The following is an 18,085-nucleotide window of genomic DNA, read 5'->3' as shown; positions in this document are numbered from 1 at the left end:
CCGACCCAGGAGCAGCAGTCATGACCGCTCAGCACCCCAGTTCCATGCCGATCCATCGTTACCAACCGTTCGAGCCTGTTCGCCTGCGCGACCGCACCTGGCCCGACCAGGTCATCACCAAAGCGCCCCGCTGGTGCGCGGTGGACCTGCGCGACGGCAACCAGGCCCTGATCGACCCGATGGACCCGCACCGCAAGCTCAAGATGTTCGAGCTGCTGGTACGCATGGGCTACAAGGAGATCGAGGTGGGCTTCCCGGCCGCCTCGCAGACCGACTTCGACTTCATCCGGCAGATCATCGAAGAGGGCCACGTCCCCGACGACGTGGTCATCCAGGTGCTGACCCAGGCCAGGTCCGAGCTGATCGAGCGTACCTTCGAGGCGATCGAGGGCGCCAGGCAGGCCATCGTCCACCTGTACAACTCGACCTCCACCCTCCAGCGGCGCGTGGTCTTCGGCCAGGACAAAGACGGCATCACCGCGATCGCGGTCGAGGGCGCCAAACTGGTGAAGAAGCTCGCCGACGCCACCGACGTCGACGTGCACTTCCAATACTCTCCGGAGTCGTTCACCGGCACCGAGCTCGAATACGCCGTCGAGGTGTGCGACGCCGTCACCGAAGTGTGGCAGCCCACCCCCGACCGCAAGGTCATCGTGAACCTGCCGGCCACCGTCGAGATGGCCACGCCCAACATCTACGCCGACCAGATCGAGTGGATGCACCGCAACCTCAAGCGCCGCGATTCGATCATCCTGTCGCTCCACCCGCACAACGACCGCGGCAGCGCCGTGGCCGCCGCCGAACTGGGCTACATGGCGGGCGCCGACCGCATCGAGGGCTGCCTGTTCGGCAACGGCGAACGCACCGGCAACGTCTGCCTGGTCACCCTGGGCATGAACCTGTTCTCCCAGGGCGTCGACCCCGAGATCGACTTCAGCGACATCGACGAGGTCCGCCGCGTCACCGAATACTGCAACCAGCTGCCCGTCCACCCCCGCCACCCATGGGGCGGCGAACTCGTCTACACCGCCTTCTCCGGCTCCCACCAGGACGCCATCAAGAAAGGCTTCGAACACCTCGAGAAGGACGCCGTGGCGGCGGGCGTACCGGTCGACGACCACACGTGGGCCGTCCCCTACCTGCCGATCGACCCGAAGGACATCGGCCGCACCTACGAGGCCGTCATCCGGGTCAACAGCCAGTCGGGCAAGGGCGGGGTCGCCTACATCATGAAGGCGGACCACCAGCTCGACCTGCCGCGCCGGCTGCAGATCGAGTTCTCCAAGGTCGTACAGGCCCGCACCGACACCGAGGGCGGCGAGATCGGCCCGGCCGCCATGTACGACGTCTTCCGCGACGAATACCTGCCCAACCCCGCCAACCGGTGGGGCCGGCTCAGCCTCCTGGCCCACCGCCACGAGTCCACTGAAGAACACGACCGCATCAGCGCCGACATCCGCCTCGACGGCGAGATCCGCGAGGTGACCGGCACCGGCAACGGCCCCATCTCCGCCTTCATCGACGCCCTGGGACAGGTCGGCATGCGGGCGCGCGTGCTCGACTACGTGGAGCACGCGATGAGCGCGGGCACCGACGCCAAGGCCGCCTCCTACCTGGAGTGCGACGTCGACGGGCACGTGCTGTGGGGCGTGGGCGTCGACGCCAACGCCACGACAGCCTCCCTCAAGGCCATCATCTCCGCCGTCAACCGCGCCTTCCGCTGACCCGCTCGCCCGAGCCCCTCTACCGGGGCTCGGGCTTTCATACGGCGAGCTTGCAGTCGTGCACCTTGCTGTAGCGCTGTTGTGCGATGCGCATAAGCTCGATCAGATCCTTGATCCCATCCCTACCCTTGGCAATCTGGGCCAGGTAGATGTCAACCATTCGGTCTTTCCCGCCGCAGGTAAACCTTGCGCTCACCTGATATGGATGCTCAGCCAATAGGCCGTTCGTGAGATAGGCGGCCATGCCATCTCCGAGGTCGGCAGGAAGGGTAACCCCGCCATGCCGTGTGTAAACGTTTCGCCTTCCCTCAATCAGAAAGTCTAGATGTTCCTGAGACATGCCGGGGCTTTCCTGTGCCCACCAAACCTCGAGAGATCGGGAGGCGGTGTCAGGAGCCGAGCAATTCCCGTTCCTCTCGTTGCCGTCAATTCTCTCTTCGAGAGGTGCCGTCACACCGCTGACGATGCGCAACGCCTGCGAAGGAACGAGCTTACAGACGTACGGTGCGGAATCCGCGACAGGCAGGGGCTCCGGGGCAGGTGTATGAACGACCTGATTGTCTGGAGAGCAGGCTACGGCCATCATCAGGAGGGAGATCAAGCCCATGCCCAGGCGACAGTACGTCACTTTCCACCTCCAGAGGAGGAGGGAATTTGAAGACCGAGATAATCGTCTACCTCACTGGTCCGGCGGAAGGCGCCACTGAAGTGATCGAGTAGCTCGCTACCTCCCCCATTCTTGCGAGCCCACGCGAGAAACTGGCTGTACTCCTGTGGAGTCATCTCGGTGAAGGGTTTGATCATTGGCGGCGTCCCACTCGCGAATGAGTTATCTTGCAGGTCCAGTCCGTCGAGCAAGCCCTTTTGCAGCATCGCTGACGAGAGCATCTGCTCGCTCAACCTCTCCACGCCCAAGCGATTGCCCGCAAGGGTCTGGTGAGTCTTATCCAGACCTGTACCGTGTTCGGACATGTGGCGTGCCGCTTGTCTCGCAATCTCGTCATACGTGGCTCCGGCGAGCTTGTCGTAACTCTTTCCGAGTATCTCGCCGAAGGCTCCGATGGCCAGTTCGCCTACCTGCTTGGATCCCGGTACCGGAAGCAGTCCGATCGCGTCCCCCACCATCCTCTTTAGCGTCTCGTCCGCTTTCTTATCATCGAGTCCTTGGGCGATCATCCCTTGGCGACGGCTCTCCACAATATGGTTGAAAGGGGATGCTTCCTCCACGGTCCGGTCTGTCAAAGACTGCATGACGTCGGTCCGGTCAACCCGTCCATTCTCATTGAGATCGAAGCGCATGACATCCGCCTCGGTGAATCCCAGCCGTCTCGCGTTGGCAGCGTTGAGGCCCACGGGAGGGACGGTGTCGAGTGCCGCTCGCATGTGTTCGGTCTGTGCGCGTATCAGTGCCTCGAACCCGGCGTCGTTCGAAGTGGCGAGCAGCAACGCGTAGGACATATCTTGCGGCGTGACCTGGCCGAAGGTCGCGTGGTTGAGGTAGAGCCGGGAGAGCTGGTCGATGTTGGCTGAGATCGCGCGGGCCAGGGGGTAGCTCAGGGCCGTATAACGATCAAGAAGGTCCCGGTTCCTGAGTTCCAGGTTGCCGCTGTCGGCCTTGCCGAAGGCGCCTCTTACCTCGGTGGACAGGATTTTCGTCAGGTCGGCTGCCAGTTTCTGGGATGTGGCGTCCTGGCCGGTGGTGGCGGTCACCAGCAGGTCGTTGAACGGTGTGTGGTCCTTCGTGTGGAGGGCGGCTTCCCAGCGGGTCGTCAGCAGGTAGTCCAGGACGGATTTCTTCCATCCGGGCGGAGTGTGGTTCAGCAAGGCATGGGAGGCTTCCCGGCTGGACTTCGCCGCGTGGAACAGGTCGTCGATCACGGACGATTGGGCCTTGGCGCCCGGAGCGCCCGCATGGGTCGCGGGTCTCAGCAGGGTGCCGAGGCCGAGCGCGCCGGCCAAGTCGATGATGGGGAGCTGGGTGCCCGCGAAGACACGGCTCAGTGGCTCCTTGCTCACCGCCCATTCGTCCTTGCGCTGCTCGTACTCGTAGACGATCACGTCGCGTCCGACGGTTTCCATGAACTCCTTCGAGTACGGTGGCTTCCCCTCGTGGGCTCGCCAGATGAGCGCCTGCGCCTGGTAGCCGGAGTACGTCGTGCCACCCGTCTTGTGCTGGGCCCGGCCCTGCTGCACCAGCTGCTGGAGGAAACCGGCGCCCGCGTACGCCGGATTCTCCGGATCCGTTCCTCTGGCCAGAGCGGCGCTCAGCATGCGCAGCGCCTTGCTGCCACCGCTGGAGAGCCGAGCGACGCGTTCGGCGTCGCCGTGGGCTCTGGCGTCGCGCAGTTGGGCGGCGAGCGAGCCGGGGAGCCGCGTCAGGCCCTGGGCACCCAGAGTGCCGAGGAAAGCCTTGACGAACTCAGCATCCCCTCCGCTCGACGCGTATTTCTCCAGCTCGGCCAGCGCTTTGGCGTCACCGTCCGCGGCCTTCAGCGCCGCACGGCCGGCGAGCGTGCCGTCCAGCAGCCCTTCGGCCGCCTCCAGACCGTCGGGCATCTCGAGGAAGCTGCCGGCGGGCGCGCTCCGGCCGAAAGTGATCCTCTGCCGTTGGAGCTCGTGGACGAGTTTCTGCCGCCGCCGTAGGTCTTCGGCCTGTGTGGTGACTCGTCCGGCCAACTGCCGCAGCCGCGCTGCCGGTGACGTGTCGAGCCCCGCGCTCCGAAGTTCACCGTGCAGAGCCTGAGCCAGTTCTTCCAGCCGCCTGGCTGCCTCGGTGTGTTTGCTCGTCATCGTGTCGAAATCGGGCTGCTTGACTCCGGTGAACCTGGTCATGGCTTGTCCGGGATGGACGCCAGCTTCTGGTTCGCGCTGTGGACGGCCTGCCTGAGCAGGTCGCGCAGTTCGCGCTGGTCGGCGTGAAGCTGGGCGTCGAACCGGCCGCCCGTCGGCCCCACCCACGCATCCTTCTCCATCAGGCGGCAGGAGGGATCGAGCGACCACCAGTGCTCGTCGGACAGCCGCTGGATCCGCTGCGCCACGGCACGCATCGCCTCGCGATCGAGGTCAGCCACGTTGATCCCCTCACACGGTTCGCCGCGCCGGAACAGGTCAGGAGGCGGCGCGTCGCCCACATCACCGCACGGTAATCAACAGCACATCAACAAAACAAGTTGAACCACGGTGAAAGGTATGGCGCGTTCGAGGTTTGCCCGCAGATAGGTGTATCGGTATGGCTGATGACAGTTTCGCTTCAGAGTGTGGCGATGTGCGGAGTCATCGTACGATTCGGCCAATGTGCGACATGCCATAACGTGCTGATAGGCACCCGACTTGCCTCGACCGGCACAATGGTCCTGATTCAGTGGCGGCGAAGGCAACGACTCGGTCCGCCAGGAACAGATCTCCCCAGCCGTCCGCGCTCAATTACATTCCTGGAGGGAGAAACACGCCAGACGCCGGGAGAAAGAACCACACCCGGGCGTGGGCGCTGACCAGCATGAACGTCAATGGTATGCCACCATGCTCACCGTCAAACCTCGCACCTGACACCGGTGCGGGTTGCCATTCCCAGCTTCGTGAAGGCAGGAATGTGGTGAACGAAGAGGTACGGATCCTCGCCTTGATCACGCGTCTCCGGGCGCTCGAGGCGAGCACGCATGCCGGAGACGGCAGCTTCACGATGACCGACATCGCCCAGATGCAGGCGGATATCGCCGACATGCGGGCCGAGATGAGACACAATTTCGCGGCTCTCGGCGACGAACTCGCCGCCCTCCGCCGCCATATGGACAGCTGCTTCGCTGTCATCCGCGCCGAACTCATCCCCAGGCTCGGTGCACCCCCGTCCGAAGTGATCAACTAGCCGCCCTCCGGGAGACCAACCGGTTTCCTGGACGGCCTGCTCAGGCCGGCGAGGGAGGTTCGACGCGAATGCAGGACGAATCGGGAACTTCCCTCGTCGGACCGTGGTCAGTCGAATTCGCCACTCTTCACGCCGCTGACGAAGGCATGCCATTCGCCTGGGGTGAAGATGAGAGCAGGGCCGGTGGGGTTCTTACTGTCACGGACACCTCGGCGTCCATGGGACAGTTCGGCCACTTCGACGCAGTTTCCACCGTTGCTGCCCGAGTGAGAGGACTTGATCCAAGTGGCTGCCCGTAGTTCCTGGGTCAGCTTGTCCATCGCCGCGTTGTCTCCTTGATCAGGTTTACGGAATCGCGCTGGGACAGCGCTTCGGAACGGATCCCTTCATATCGCAATGCTAGAGTTTTGACACTTTCTGTCCAGTCTGTTACCTGAGCGTTGGAAGCGGCTTCGACGTATGCCGTGTCCGGGGTCCCGTGAGCCTGTGTGACAGCGAATCCCCCAAGAAGTCCGGTCGTGGAGTAGGCGTCGAGCGGGAGAACCTGGATGGTGATCCGGGGCGCCTGGGATGCTTCGAGAAGACGAGTGAGTTGCGCGGCCATCACAGCGCGACTGCCGATCGGGCGGTGGAGGACACCCTCGTCAAGCACAATCCAGAGGAGGGGTGGTCTGGGCCGCCGAAGGATCGATTGCCGTTCCATGCGCGCGGCCAGGTGCTCTTCGACCTCCTCCGGTGTCACACCAGGTTCGCCGCTCAGAATGGCCCGAGCGTAGTCCGCCGTTTGGAGCAGACCGGGCACGATGAGCGGCTCCCACGTTCTGATCGTCTCTGCTGTGGCTTCGACGTCGAGCCAGGGTCGGAACCACGACGGAGCCGATGCGTGGCTCACCATCGGCCAGAGCCGCATCAGCGCACCCTCCGCCTCGAGCGTCTCGTCGCAGAGCCGGGCGAACTCCTCGGTCGGTGCCCGCCTGGCTGTCTCGATCATGCTGATCGTGCCGACGGAATAGGACACCTCCTTCGACAGGCGGAGCTGGGACCAACCTCGGGCCTTGCGGTATCGCCGTAGCTCGAAGCCGAAGAGCGCGGTCGGCGAGTCGGCGGGGCAAAGCTCGCTTTCCTTGGGCACCTGACCTCCGGGGTTCCACCGGCGTTTCAACCGGAGCTTCACTACAACGGTTGATCGCAATTCGAATCCAACCCACTACTAAGTGTAGTCAAAGCTTGGGATCGTCGTACGGCAGACAGAGGTCGGCGACTTCGAGTAGGTGAAACCGTGCAAGCAGCGAGTTCCGGGCCGCAGGTCATCGGTTCGATTCATCTGGCGGGCATTCGTGAGTCCGTTCCCCGGGCACGTGCCGAGGTGCGCAGATGGCTGGGGGACGACCACCCTGCAGTCGACGAGGCCGTGCTGGCCGTGTCCGAGCTCATGACAAACGCCCTCCGGCACTCCGACGCCAAGCCGTACGACCTCATCGGTCTCACGGTCGCGGCGACCGGCGGGACGGTCTATGTCGGTGTGCGGGATCCCGGCTCCACGTTCTCCGCACCCCATATCCGGCAGGAGCCGGAGGCGGATGACGGGCGCGGATTGCTGATCATCAACGAGATCGCCCAGGAATGGGGCGTGCGGGAGCATGGCCACGGGCTTGGCCGCACCGTATGGTGCGCCATCCGAGCCGTCTCTCCTGTCGTCACATCAGCGCCCGCACCGGCCGAGGGTGCGGCGGTCGAGATCGGGTAGCCGGTCGACCGTCAGTGTCGGCTCGGGCCTATCCGGTCATCGAGAGGATGAGTTTGCCGCGGGTGTGCCGGGCGAGGGCCTGGTCGAGGGCTGCCGACGCCTGGTCGAGGGAGAGCGTTTCGAGTTGCGGCGGGCGCAGGTGACCCTGGCCGATCTGCTCCGCCAGGCCGGTGAGAGCGGCCGTGGTGACCATGGTCATGGTGTTGACGGCGGTCAGGCCGCGGTCGGTCAGGGTCTGCTCGTCGGCGCCCAGGGCGCAGGACGCCACTCGCCCGTCCGGTTCGAGGTGTGTGCTGAGCCCGGTGACCAGGTCCTTGTCGCCGGAGGTGTCGAGCAGGGCGCTGATCCGGCCCGGCCGGAGGGCGGCGAGTGCTTCCTCGGTGTTCCCGGCGGTGTAGTCGATGACGTGGGCGGCGCCGAGTTCGCGGGCGTACTCGGCGTTCTCCCCGCGGCAGACGGCGATCACGGTGGCGCCGTGGCCGGCGGCGAGCTGGACCAGGATGCTGCCGACGCCGCCGGTGGCGCCGACGACGAGTACGGTCCGCCCGGCGCTCACCGGGGCCGCGTCCAGCAGGGTGAGTGCGGTCGCTCCAGGCGTGGGCAGGGCTGCCGCCTCGGCATGGCTCAGCTTCGCGGGTTTGCGGGTGATGGCGGCGGCGGACATGACGGCGTACTCGGCGTAGGTGCCCTCGCCGAAGTAGGTCTTGCCCGCCGATCCGAACACCTCGTCGCCGGGATCCACGTCCACGACCCCGCTGCCGACCGCGTCGACGACTCCCGAGGCGTCCGTCCCGGGGATCAGCGGTAAGCGGTGCTCGGCCATCTCCCGCATGAAGCCCTGCGCGGAGAACGCGTCGACGGGGTTGACCCCGGCGGCCTGGACATGTACGCGGACCTGGCCTTCCCCGGGCTCGGGGACCGGAACGCCCCGGATCTCCCCGGGGGCTCCAAGGGAATCGATGATGTAGGCGAGCACCGCTGGTCCTCCTTCGCTTTTCCGTAACAAGCCAAGAACGTACAGCTTTAGATCGTCTAGAACAAGAACATCTCGCTTTGGTCTAGTATCGGGGCATGGAGCAGCAGGCTGCCGGGCCCGCCGGTTTGGAGGAGTCGGCGATGTGGCTGATGGCGCGCATCGTCCAGCAGATCCGCGCCAGGACCACCGACCGGCAGGCCGAGGAGCAGACCTCCATCACCCCTCGCGAGTTCGTGGTGTTGTCCACCGCCGACGGCCGGGCCCTCACCCAGCTGGAGCTGGGGCAGGCCGCGGGGATCGACAAATCCACCCTCGTGATCACCCTGGACGACCTCGAACGCCGCGGTCTGGTCTGCCGCCGGCCGGCGCCCGCGGACCGGCGTCGCCGCGTCATCGAGATCACCGGCGCGGGCCGCGACGCTCTCGCCCAGGTCGGCCGGCTCATGCGGGAAGTCGAGAACGAAGTGCTGGGAGGCCTGGCGGCCGATGAGCGCGAGGAACTGCTCGCTTTCCTGCGCCGCGTCGTCACCACCGAGATGACCGAGTCCCGGCCGCAAGGCTCCTGCGTCTAGCTGCGCACCGTGTCCGTCCGGCCCGCCGGATGGGTGGATCAGGTCGCTTCCGCCGGTTCGGGCGCCTCCTCCGACGCTCCCCGATGTGCCATCCTGATCGGCATCTCTCCTCGCAAGCTCGAAGGCTCGAAGGCTCGAAGGAAGGGTCGTGTGGACTTTCGCATCATGGGGCCGCTCGAGGTGCGCGACGGCGAGCGGGATCTGACGCCCACGACACCCAAGCTGCGCGATCTGCTGGCCATGTTCCTGCTCAACGCCGGTCACCCGCTGACGGTCGAGCGGCTGCGGCGGCTGTTGTGGCCCCGCGAGGGAGGCGATCGCTCCGATTCCCTGGTCCGCGGCTACGTCGGCCGGCTCAGGCAGCTGCTCGGCAAGGACGTGATCGGCACGGTGTCGGGGTCGTACGTGTTGTCCCTCGGCGACGGCGGGCTCGACGTCGACCGGTTCCGGCTGCTGGTCGACAGGGGCGCCTACGACGAGGCGCTGACGTTGTGGCGCGGCGAGGTGCTGGAGGACGTCGACCCGGAGGGCGAGCGGTGGTCGGAGACGCGCCGGCTGCGCGAGGAACTCGGTGAGCTGCGCCTGCTCGCCCTCGAACGCAGGCTGCAGGCCGGCCTGGACGCGGGCCGCCACCGCGAGCTGCTGGCCGAGCTACGCGGGCTGACCCGGCGACATCCGACGTGGCAGCGCTTCCGCGGCCAGTACATGCTGGCCCTCTACCGCAGCGGCCGCCGGGTGGACGCGCTGGCCGCGTACGCGGTGCTGCGCGACCAGCTCGACGGCGGCCACGCGATCGAGCCGGACCCGGAGTTGCAGCTGCTCTACCACCGCATGTTGTACGACGACGCGTCGCTGCACGTGTCGGCGGGTCCCCCGGTGCTGCTGCCGCCCGACGTGGCGGGTTTCACGGGCCGGACCGCCCTGCTCGACCAGGTGATCGGCGGCCTGGTCGTGGTGCACGGGCAGGCGGGCGCGGGCAAGTCGGCGCTGGCCGTGCACGCGGCCTGGCGGGGGCGTGAGGCTTTCCCCGACGGCATCCTGTACGCCGACCTGCGCGAGACGACGGCGCCGTCGGCGGTGCTCGAGGACTTCCTGCGCTGGCTGGGCTGCCCCGCCCAGGCGATCCCCGCGTCGCTGGCGCAGCGCGAACGGCTCTTCCGCACGTACGCCGCCGCCCGCAAGCTGCTGGTGGTGCTCGACAACGCGACCGGCGAGGCCCAGGTACGGCCGCTGCTGACGTCCTGCCCGACGGTCGTGACCAGCCGTTCCTCGCTCGGCGGGCTGACCGGGGCGCGCCGGTTGTCCATCGGCGTGCTGGACGACAAGGAGGCGCTCGACCTGCTCGCGCGGTGTTCCGGCCGCACGCCGGACGACGCCATGCGCAGGCTGGCGCGGTTCTGCGGCGGGCTGCCGATCGCGCTGCTCATCGCCGGTTCCCGGCTGGCGGCCAGGCCGGAGTGGACCGTCGACTACCTGGTTCGCCTGCTGGAGGACGAGCACGAGCGGCTCGACCGGCTGCATGCCGGCGACCAGACGGTGCGCAGCGCGCTCGCCATCGGCTTCGACGGGCTGCCGGAGCCGGCCAGGCTGACGTTGCGCGGGCTCGGTGCGTTGTCGGCGCCCGACGTCGCCGACTGGGTGACCGAGCAGCTCGGCGGGCAGGCCGAGACGCTGGTGGACGCGGGCCTGCTGGAGACGTCCGGGGTCGACGTGGCGGGCCAGGTTCGTTATCGCATGCACGACCTGACCAGGTTGTTCGCCCGCGAGCAGCCCGTCCCCGGGGTGCTGGCGCGAGTGGCGGCCGTGGTGCTGGACAGGGTGCGGGCCTCGCGGTTCCCGCTGGTGTCGGGCGACCCTGCCACGGCCGTGGCCACCAGGGACATCAGGGAGTCGGTCGAATGGCTGGCGGCCGAGCGGGCGTTCCTGGTGAGCCTGGTCGCCGACCTGCACGCGGCGGGGCTCGACGACGAGTGCTGGCGGCTGGCGCACCTGCTGGGGCCCTTCCTCGAACGCCACCGCTACCTCGACGACTGGCGTACGGTGACCGGACCCGCGCTGGAGTCGGCGCGGCGGTCGGCCGGCGACCGGGGCGAGGCGCTGATCCTGCTGGATCTGGGTGACCTGCACCTGGCGGAGCGGGAGTGGCAACGCGCGTACGAACGGCTGGAGTGCGCCCTCGACATGGTCAGGCGGCAGGGCCGCGCCCGCGACGTCCACCACGCCGTACGCCGCCTGGCCCGCGTCCACCTGGAGCTGGGACGGCTGGAGGAGGCCGAGCGGACACTGCGTACCTGTCTGAAGGAGGCCGGCAACGAGCGCGACACGGCCGACGCCGAGCGGGTGCTGGGCGCGGTGTTGCGCCGCACCGGCCGGCTCGACGAGGCCGGCGAGCTGCTGGCTGCCGCCGTCGGGCGGCTGGCCGAGCTGGGCGACCGCCACCGGCAGGCCGACACGCTGCTCGACCTGTCGGCGGTACGCCTGGCGCAGGCCGCCAAACCGGCCGCCAGGGCCGCCGCCGAGCAGGCCAGGGGCATCGCCGTACGCCTCGGCGACCGGCTGCTCGACGCGCACGCGCTGCTGGCCCTGGCCCGGGTCAACCGGGCGGAGGGCGCGACCGGGCGGGCGCGCGAGCTGGCCGGGGCGGCGCTGGAGGTCTTCGAGCAGACCGGCGACCGGCAGGCCGCCGCCAACACCCGGGCGTTCCTGGCACAGATCCCGCAGTGACGCCGCAGCGACACCCGCGATGTCTCACACGGCCAGCAGGCGACGTACGTCCTCGCGGTGCAGGTCCTCGGCGGTGCCGGTGCGCACCACGTGCCCGCCGTCGAGGATGGCGAACGTGTCGGCCAGCCGCAGCGCGATGTCCAGGTACTGCTCCACGAGCAGCACGGGAAGGCCGTCGGCGTGCAGGCGTTCGATGACGGCCTCGATCTCCAGGATGATCGACGGCTGGATGCCCTCGGTCGGCTCGTCGAGGATGAGCATCCGTGGCCTGGTCACGAGGGCGCGGGCGATGGCGAGCTGCTGCTGCTGGCCCCCCGACAGGTGGCCGGCGCTGCGTTTGAGCAGCGGCTTGAGCGCGGGGAAAAGGTCGAGGGCCTCGTCGAGGGCCTGCTTGGGCTGCTTGGCGGCCTCCAGGGTCACCATCAGGTTGCCGTGGACCGACAGCTGGGGGAAACACTGGTGGCCCTGCGGCACGTACCCCATGCCGAGCCGCACCCGCTCGTGCGGCTTGAGTCTCGTGACGTCGCGGCCGTCGAACGTGACCGTGCCGGCCACCGTGGGCAGCACCCCCATGACGGTGTTGAGCAGCGTGGTCTTGCCGACGCCGTTACGGCCCATGACGCACACGAGCTGCCCGGCGCCCACCTCCAGCGAGACGCCGAACAACACGCGCGCCCTGCCGTACCCGGACTCAAGGCCTGTGACCGACAACATCGCTCGCCTTCCTCCCCAGGTAGACCTCCTGCACGCGGGGGTCGGCGCTGACCTGGCCGACCGAGCCCTCCACGAGCACCCTGCCCTCGTGCAGGACGGTCACCGTCGAGGCGTGCCGCCGCAGGAACTCCATGTCGTGCTCCACCACGACCACCGTGTGGTCGTCGGCGATCCGCGTGAGCAGCTCGCCGGTGCGCTCGCGCTCGTCCTTGGACATGCCGGCGACCGGCTCGTCCAGGAGCAGCAGCCGGGGCCGCTGCGCCAGCAGCATCCCGATCTCGAGCCACTGGCGCTGGCCGTGGGAGAGAACCCCGGCTGAACGTCCGGCGAGGTCTTCGAGCCCGGTCCTGGTGAGCGCCTCGGCGACGGCCTCCGATACGCCTCTGCGCCGCCTGGCCAGCGTCCACAGCGGCCTGCGGAAGCCGGCGGCGAGGTCGAGGTTCTCGATCACGGTGAGCTCCTCGAAGACGACGGACGTCTGGAACGTGCGGCCGACGCCGAGCCGTACGATCTGGTGCTCTTTCCTGCCCACCAGGTCGTGGCCGGCGAAGCGCACGCTGCCCGCCGCCGGCCGGGTCAGTCCGGTGATCACGTCGATCAGGGTGGTCTTGCCGGCGCCGTTGGGCCCGATGAGGAAGCGCAGTTCGCCGTCGGGCACGGTCAGGTTCACGCCGTCGAGCGCGCGGAAGCCGTCGAACACGACCTGGACGTCACGTAGGTCGAGCACGTCGCCACCTCTCCGCCACCCCGATGATCCCCTTCGGGGCGAGCGTCATGACCAGGATGAACAGGGCGCCCTGCAGGTAGAGCCAGCCGTCGGCGAACTGCTCGCTGAACGCCGTCTGCGCGTAGCCCATGACGACGGCGCCGAGCACGGCCCCGGCCAGCGCGTGCCGGCCACCGACCGCCACCGCGACGACCAGCTCCAGCGACGGCACCACGCCGAGCAGGGCGGGCGAGATGATGCCGACCACGGGGACGAACAGCGCGCCCGCCAGTCCCGCCATGCCCGCCGACAGGGCGAAGGTGACGGTCTTGACCAGGGCCGGGTCGTAGCCGAGAAAACGCACCCGGTCCTCGCCGTCCCTGACCGCGACGAGCAGCCGGCCGTACCGGCTGTTCACCAGTTGCCGGGTGGCGAGGTAGAGCACTCCCAGGACGGACGCCACCACCAGGTAGAGGCCGCGCTGCGTGGAGTCCTCGGCGAGGTCCTGGCCGAACAGGTCGAAGAAGTTCGTCATGCCGTTGGTGCCGCCGGTCAGGCCCTGCTGCCCGACCAGCAGGATGACCATGGCGGCGGCCAGCGCCTGGGTGAGGATCGCGAAGTACGCGCCGCGCACGCGCTGCCGGAACACCAGCGTGCCGAGCACGGCCGCGATCAGCATCGGCCCCAGCACGGCGGCGGCCAGGGCGAAGACCGGGTGGGCGAACGGCACCCACAACGCGGGCAGCTCCTCCACCCCGCTCCACACCATGAAGTCGGGCAGCCCGCCGCCCTCGGTGAGCTTGAGGTACATCGCCATGGAGTAGCCGCCGAGCCCGAAGAACACGCCCTGGCCGAGGGTGAGCATGCCGCCCTGCCCCCAGGCCAGCCCGATGCCGAGCGCGACGATCGCGTAGCACAGGTACTTGGCCAGCAGGCTCAGCCGGAACGGCTCCAGCAGCAGCGGAGCGGCCACGAGCACGAGCACCGCCACGGCCGCGAAGGGCAGGTTTCTTCTGATCATGTCAGCGCCCTCGACCTGAGCACGAACATGCCCTGCGGCCGCACCTGCAGGAACGCGATGACGGCGGCGAGCACGATGACCTTCGCCAGCGAGGCGTCCGACCAGAACTCCGCGTACGAGTTGAGCAGGCCCAGCCCGGCGGCCGCGAGCACGGCCCCGCGCAGCTGCCCGAGCCCGCCCGCCACGACGACGAGGAACGCGTCGACGATGTAGTACGTGCCCAGCGCCGGCCCGACGGGCCCGATGAGCGTCAGCGCCACGCCGGCCACGCCCGCCAGCCCCGACCCCACGAAGAAGGTCAGCATGTCCACCCGGCCGGTGTCGATGCCGCTGGTCGCGGCCAGCCGCCGGTTCTGCACGACGGCCTGGGTCCTGCGCCCGAGCCTGGTGCGGGTGAGGTAGGCCCAGACGGCGACCACCCCGGCCACCGCGAGCCCCATGATGAACAGCCGGTTGCAGGGCAGGACGCCGATCCCTCCCGACAACCACGCGGGAGCGGGCACCTGTACGTTGGGTGCGCCGAACAGGTCGCGGGCGAGCTGCTGCAGCACGAGGCTGACGCCCCAGGTCAGCAGCAGCGTGTCCAGAGGGCGGCCGTAGAAGTGCCGGATGGCGGCCCGTTCGAGGACCAGCCCCATGGCGCCGGCGACCAGGAACGCCGCGGGCAGCGCCGGCACGAGGTCGCCCAGCAGGTACGCGGTGTACGCCCCTGCCATGATGAACTCGCCGTGCGCCATGTTGATCACGCCCATCTGCCCGAACGTGAACGTGAGCCCGAGCGCGATGAGCAGCAGCACCGCCCCGATGGACAACCCGATCGGCAGCTGGTTGACGAAGGCGGACATCACTGACCGGCCAGCCCGGCCGCCCACGGGTAGCCCTTGAGGTAGGGGTCCGGCTTGATCGGCTCACCGGAGTCCCACACCTGCTTGATCAGGCCGTCGGGCTGGACGACGCCGATGCGGGCGGTCTTGTACAGGTGCTGGCTCTCGCCGTCGATGGTGACCAGGCCCTCGGGGCGTTCGAGCGCGATGCCGCCCGCGGCCTTCCTGACCGCCTCGACCTCGGTCGTACCGGCCTTCTTGACGGCCTCGGCCCACAGGTAGACGGCGTTGTAGCCGGCCTCCATGGGGTCGCTGGTGACCTTGTCCTGGCCGTACCTGGCCTTGTACGCCTTGACGAACGCCTTGTTCGCGGGGGTGTCGGTGGTCTGGTAGTAGTTCCAGGCGACCGGCTGGCCGACGACGTTGTCCACGCCGATGCCGGTGACCTCCTCCTCGGCGATGCTGACCGACAGCACCGGCATGCTCTCCGCCGTGGCTCCCGTGCTCTTGAGCGCCTTGAAGAACGCGACGTTCGAGTCGCCGTTGAGGGTATTGAAGACGGCGTCGGGCCTGGCCTGCGTGACCTTGTTGACCAGCGTGGAGTATTCGGTGTGGCCGAGCGGGGTGTACTCCTCGCCGAGGATCTCCATGCCGTTCGCGGCCGCGTACGCCTTGATGATCTTGTTGGCGGTGCGGGGGAAGACGTAGTCGCTGCCCACCAGGAACAACCGCTTCTTGCCCTGTTCCTTCAGGTAGTCGAGGCCGGGGATGATCTGCTGGTTGGTGGTGGCGCCCGTGTAGAAGATGTACGGCGAGCTCTCCAGCCCTTCGTACTGCACCGGATACCACAGCAGAGCCTTGTAGCGTTCGAAGACCGGGAGCATCGCCTTCCTGCTGGCCGACGTCCAGCCGCCGAAGACGGTGGCGACCTTGTCCTGCTTGATCAGTTTCGTGGCCTTCTCGGCGAACGTGGGCCAGTCGGAGGCGCCGTCCTCCACCACGGGCACGAGTTGCCTGCCGAGCACACCCCCGGCCTTGTTGATCTCTTCGATGGCGAGGAGTTCGGCGTCGCGCACGGTGACCTCGCTGATGGCCATCGTGCCGCTGAGCGAGTGGAGGATGCCGACCTTGATGTCGCCGGAGCCGGCGTCAGGCCCGGCGTCAGGCCCGGCGTCCGATCCGCAGGCCGCAAGGGACAGGACGAGGATCGCGGAGACAATCGGGCGGGGGATGCGCACAGCCGTTCCTTCCTGCCGACCGGTACTGCGAGAAAGGTGAACCCGCGAGATTTCACGGGAAGATCCCGCGCGTTAAGACACGATTGCCGGATGTTCACAAGCGCACATATTTCGACATACGGCGGTGCGGCGCGACGGCGAAACCCTGCCGACATCACCCGGCAACAGCCAGGAAACGGCCGGTTCTTAGGGTCCGGCCATGCGGCTTACCTCACACGAGCAGGAGCGGCTGCTCATCCACGTCGCCGCCGGGGTGGCGCGTGAGCGGCAGGCCAGGGGCCTGCGGCTCAACCATCCCGAGGCTACCGCCGTCATCGCGTCGTTCCTCATGGAGGGCGCCAGGGACGGGCGCAGCGTCGCCGACCTGATGGAGGCCGGACGGTCGGTGCTCGACCGCGCCGACGTCATGGACGGTGTGCCCGAGATGCTGGAGAGCGTGCAGGTCGAGGCCACGTTCCCCGACGGCACGAAGCTCGTCACCGTGCACAGGCCGATCCCGTGATCCCGGGCGAGTACGTACACCCCGAGGGGGCCGTCGAGCTCAACCCGGGCCGCGAGCGGGTCACCGTGCGGGTGGTCAACACCGCCGATCGGCCGGTCCAGGTGGGCTCTCACTACCATTTCGCGGCCGCCAACCCGGGGCTGGAGTTCGACAGGAAGGCGGCCTGGGGGATGCGGCTCGACGTGCCGTCCGGGACGGCGGTCAGGTTCGAGCCGGGCGTCGAGCGCGACGTGCGGCTGGTGCCGATCGCGGGTGGCCGGGTGGTGCCGGGCCTGCGGCCGGAGCAGGCGGGGCCGCTCGATGGCTGAGCTCTCGCGTGCGCGCTACGCGGCACTGTACGGGCCGACCACCGGCGACCGGGTCCGGCTGGCCGACACCGACCTGTTCATCGAGGTCACCGAGGACCGCGCGATGGGCCCGTCGGGAGCCGGCGACGAGGCCGTCTTCGGCGGCGGCAAGGTCATCCGCGAGTCGATGGGCCAGTCGCGGGCCACCCGCGCGGAGGGCGCGGCCGACCTCGTCATCACCGGCGCGCTCATCCTCGACCACTGGGGCGTGGTGAAGGCCGACGTCGGCGTCCGCGACGGCCGGATCCAGGCCATCGGCAAGGCCGGCAACCCCGACACGATGGACGGCGTCGACCTGGTCATCGGGCCGTCCACGGAGGTGCTGGCGGGCAACGGCAAGATCCTCACCGCCGGGGCCGTCGACTCCCACGTGCACCTCATCTGCCCGCAGTCGCTCGACGAGGCCATCGGGTCGGGGGTCACCACGATCGTCGGGGGCGGCACGGGACCCGTCGAGGGCACCAAGGCGACGACCGTCACCGGGGCCTGGTACCTCGGCCGGATGCTGGAGTCGCTCGACGCGTACCCGCTGAACTTCGCGCTGCTCGGCAAGGGCAACACGGTCAGCGCGGCGGGGCTGTGCGAGCAGCTCGCCGCCGGGGCCTCCGGTTTCAAGCTGCACGAGGACTGGGGCTCGACGCCCGCCGCCATCGACGCCTGCCTGCGCGTGGCCGAGGAGGCGGGCGTCCAGGTGACGCTGCACACCGACACGCTGAACGAGGCCGGGTTCGTCGAGTCGACGCTGGAGGCCATCGGCGACCGGACGATTCACGCCTATCACACGGAAGGGGCGGGCGGCGGGCACGCGCCCGACATCATCCGCGTGGCCGGCCGGCCCAACATCCTGCCGTCCTCCACCAACCCCACCCGGCCGCACACCGCCAACACGCTCGACGAGCACCTCGACATGCTGATGGTCTGCCACCATCTCAACCCGGCCATCCCCGAGGACCTCGCCTTCGCCGAGTCGCGCATCAGGCCCTCGACGATGGCGGCCGAGGACGTGCTGCACGACCTCGGGGCGATCTCGATGATCGGGTCCGACTCGCAGGCGATGGGGCGGATCGGGGAGACGATCATCCGTACGTGGCAGACGGCGCACGTGATGAAGGGGCGGCGGGGTTCGCT

At 68.4% G+C, this 18,085-nt stretch carries 19 protein-coding genes; 8 read left to right on the top strand and 11 right to left on the bottom strand.

From position 1 onward, the window contains the following. Positions 1-20 precede the first annotated feature (20 nt). Positions 21-1,724, top strand: coding sequence for a 2-isopropylmalate synthase (gene leuA / locus E1295_RS06470; RefSeq protein ID WP_132628752.1), 1,704 nt, complete (start codon positions 21-23; stop codon positions 1,722-1,724). 37 nt (positions 1,725-1,761) lie between these two features. Here leuA and E1295_RS06465 read toward each other — a convergent pair whose 3' ends face one another. Genes E1295_RS06465 through E1295_RS06455 form a run of 3 tightly spaced genes read right to left on the bottom strand, consistent with a single transcriptional unit; the run spans position 1,762 to position 4,795 of the window. Next, entirely contained in the window at positions 1,762-2,331 is a 570-nt protein-coding gene (locus E1295_RS06465) for a hypothetical protein (RefSeq protein ID WP_132628751.1), read from the bottom strand. Between the two features lie 17 nt (positions 2,332-2,348). After that, positions 2,349-4,556, bottom strand: a complete 2,208-nt coding sequence (locus tag E1295_RS06460) for a hypothetical protein (RefSeq protein WP_132628750.1) — start codon at positions 4,554-4,556, stop codon at positions 2,349-2,351. Next, on the bottom strand, positions 4,553-4,795 hold the full coding sequence (locus E1295_RS06455) for a hypothetical protein (RefSeq protein WP_132333943.1): 243 nt from the start codon (positions 4,793-4,795) through the stop codon (positions 4,553-4,555). The genes E1295_RS06460 and E1295_RS06455 overlap by 4 nt, the downstream gene beginning before the upstream one ends. A gap of 521 nt (positions 4,796-5,316) precedes the next feature. Here E1295_RS06455 and E1295_RS06450 point away from each other — a divergent pair. Beyond that, entirely contained in the window at positions 5,317-5,586 is a 270-nt protein-coding gene (locus E1295_RS06450; RefSeq protein WP_132333942.1) for a hypothetical protein, read from the top strand. Positions 5,587-5,693: 107 nt separating this feature from the next. Here the strand turns inward: E1295_RS06450 and E1295_RS06445 are convergent, their stop codons facing one another. Continuing rightward, a complete protein-coding gene (locus E1295_RS06445) occupies positions 5,694-5,906 on the bottom strand; it encodes a DUF397 domain-containing protein (RefSeq protein ID WP_132333941.1) in 213 nt (70 codons plus the stop codon). After that, positions 5,894-6,718, bottom strand: a complete 825-nt coding sequence (locus tag E1295_RS06440; RefSeq protein ID WP_166427103.1) for a helix-turn-helix domain-containing protein — start codon at positions 6,716-6,718, stop codon at positions 5,894-5,896. The genes E1295_RS06445 and E1295_RS06440 overlap by 13 nt, the downstream gene beginning before the upstream one ends. 147 nt (positions 6,719-6,865) lie before the next feature. Here E1295_RS06440 and E1295_RS06435 point away from each other — a divergent pair, with 147 nt between their 5' ends. After that, positions 6,866-7,333 carry an ATP-binding protein gene (locus E1295_RS06435; RefSeq protein ID WP_132628748.1) on the top strand — a complete coding sequence of 156 codons (468 nt, stop codon included), beginning with the start codon at positions 6,866-6,868 and terminating at the stop codon, positions 7,331-7,333. Positions 7,334-7,361: 28 nt separating this feature from the next. Here E1295_RS06435 and E1295_RS06430 read toward each other — a convergent pair whose 3' ends face one another. After that, positions 7,362-8,309, bottom strand: a complete 948-nt coding sequence (locus E1295_RS06430) for an NADP-dependent oxidoreductase (RefSeq protein ID WP_132628747.1) — start codon at positions 8,307-8,309, stop codon at positions 7,362-7,364. 95 nt (positions 8,310-8,404) lie between these two features. Between E1295_RS06430 and E1295_RS06425 the strand changes: the two genes are divergently transcribed. Further along, positions 8,405-8,881 (top strand): MarR family winged helix-turn-helix transcriptional regulator, encoded by a 477-nt coding sequence (locus E1295_RS06425; RefSeq protein ID WP_132628746.1) that lies wholly within the window; start codon positions 8,405-8,407, stop codon positions 8,879-8,881. A 150-nt stretch (positions 8,882-9,031) separates the two neighbouring features. Further along, the gene (locus E1295_RS06420; protein WP_132628745.1) at positions 9,032-11,605 is read left to right on the top strand and encodes an AfsR/SARP family transcriptional regulator; all 2,574 of its coding nucleotides are present in this window, start codon (positions 9,032-9,034) and stop codon (positions 11,603-11,605) included. A gap of 24 nt (positions 11,606-11,629) precedes the next feature. Here E1295_RS06420 and urtE read toward each other — a convergent pair whose 3' ends face one another. Genes urtE through urtA form a run of 5 tightly spaced genes read right to left on the bottom strand, consistent with a single transcriptional unit; the run spans position 11,630 to position 16,108 of the window. Then, positions 11,630-12,319 (bottom strand): urea ABC transporter ATP-binding subunit UrtE, encoded by a 690-nt coding sequence (gene urtE / locus E1295_RS06415; RefSeq protein WP_132628744.1) that lies wholly within the window; start codon positions 12,317-12,319, stop codon positions 11,630-11,632. Then, positions 12,297-13,046, bottom strand: a complete 750-nt coding sequence (urtD, locus tag E1295_RS06410; protein WP_132628743.1) for an urea ABC transporter ATP-binding protein UrtD — start codon at positions 13,044-13,046, stop codon at positions 12,297-12,299. The genes urtE and urtD overlap by 23 nt, the downstream gene beginning before the upstream one ends. Further along, positions 13,030-14,046, bottom strand: coding sequence for an urea ABC transporter permease subunit UrtC (gene urtC, locus E1295_RS06405; protein WP_132628742.1), 1,017 nt, complete (start codon positions 14,044-14,046; stop codon positions 13,030-13,032). Before urtC ends, urtD begins: the two co-directional genes overlap by 17 nt. Then, on the bottom strand, positions 14,043-14,891 hold the full coding sequence (gene urtB, locus E1295_RS06400) for an urea ABC transporter permease subunit UrtB (protein ID WP_132628741.1): 849 nt from the start codon (positions 14,889-14,891) through the stop codon (positions 14,043-14,045). The genes urtC and urtB overlap by 4 nt, the downstream gene beginning before the upstream one ends. Beyond that, positions 14,891-16,108 carry an urea ABC transporter substrate-binding protein gene (urtA, locus tag E1295_RS06395; protein ID WP_132628740.1) on the bottom strand — a complete coding sequence of 406 codons (1,218 nt, stop codon included), beginning with the start codon at positions 16,106-16,108 and terminating at the stop codon, positions 14,891-14,893. The genes urtB and urtA overlap by 1 nt, the downstream gene beginning before the upstream one ends. A gap of 199 nt (positions 16,109-16,307) precedes the next feature. Between urtA and E1295_RS06390 the strand changes: the two genes are divergently transcribed. The 3 genes from E1295_RS06390 to E1295_RS06380 form a co-directional block, all read left to right on the top strand. Further along, a complete protein-coding gene (locus E1295_RS06390) occupies positions 16,308-16,610 on the top strand; it encodes an urease subunit gamma (protein ID WP_132340133.1) in 303 nt (100 codons plus the stop codon). Continuing rightward, positions 16,607-16,918 (top strand): urease subunit beta, encoded by a 312-nt coding sequence (locus tag E1295_RS06385; RefSeq protein WP_132628739.1) that lies wholly within the window; start codon positions 16,607-16,609, stop codon positions 16,916-16,918. Before E1295_RS06390 ends, E1295_RS06385 begins: the two co-directional genes overlap by 4 nt. Further along, positions 16,911-18,085, top strand: a 1,175-nt coding sequence (locus E1295_RS06380) for an urease subunit alpha (protein WP_132628738.1), incomplete at its 3' end; no start/stop codon positions are given. The genes E1295_RS06385 and E1295_RS06380, both read left to right, overlap by 8 nt.

Origin of the sequence: Nonomuraea mesophila, assembly GCF_004352805.1 — a bacterium.
GTDB classification, from domain to species: domain Bacteria; phylum Actinomycetota; class Actinomycetes; order Streptosporangiales; family Streptosporangiaceae; genus Nonomuraea; species Nonomuraea longispora.
The sequence above is the reverse complement of the archived record's forward strand: the minus strand, read 5'-3'. Positions and strand labels throughout refer to the sequence as shown.